Source organism: Caldibacillus sp. 210928-DFI.2.18 (assembly GCF_020554505.1).
GTDB lineage: Bacteria > Bacillota > Bacilli > Bacillales > Caldibacillaceae > Caldifermentibacillus > Caldifermentibacillus hisashii.
On record NZ_JAJCHL010000247.1, the window covers coordinates 1 to 347 of the forward strand.

The 347-nt window shown below is 49.6% G+C and carries 1 protein-coding gene; it reads left to right on the top strand.

The genetic code is table 11. From position 1 onward, the window contains the following. A partial coding sequence (locus tag LIZ98_RS17765) for a hypothetical protein (protein WP_227203192.1) occupies positions 1–221 on the top strand: 221 nt, incomplete at its 5' end. Positions 222–347 lie beyond the last annotated feature (126 nt).

The window sequence follows — 347 nt, forward strand, 5'->3', positions numbered from 1 at the left end:
CGCCTCAAAACGACGACGAGAAAGGGTCTCGTCGCCAAAAAATGAAGTTTCCGGCCCAAAAACGACGACGAGAAAGAGTCTCGTCGCCAAAAAAGGGAGTTTTCCGGTCAAAAATGACGACGAGAAGAGGTCTCGTCGCCAAAAAAAGGGGTTTCTCGCCTCAAAACGACGACGAGAAAGAGTCTCGTCGCCAAAAAAAGGAGTTTCCTGCCCAAAAGTGACGACGAGAATAAGTTTCGTCGCCAAAAATGAGTGTTCTCCACCTCAAAACGACGACGAGAAAGGGTCTCGTCGCCAAAAAATGAAGTTTCCGGCCCAAAAACGACGACGAGAAAGGGTCTCGTCGC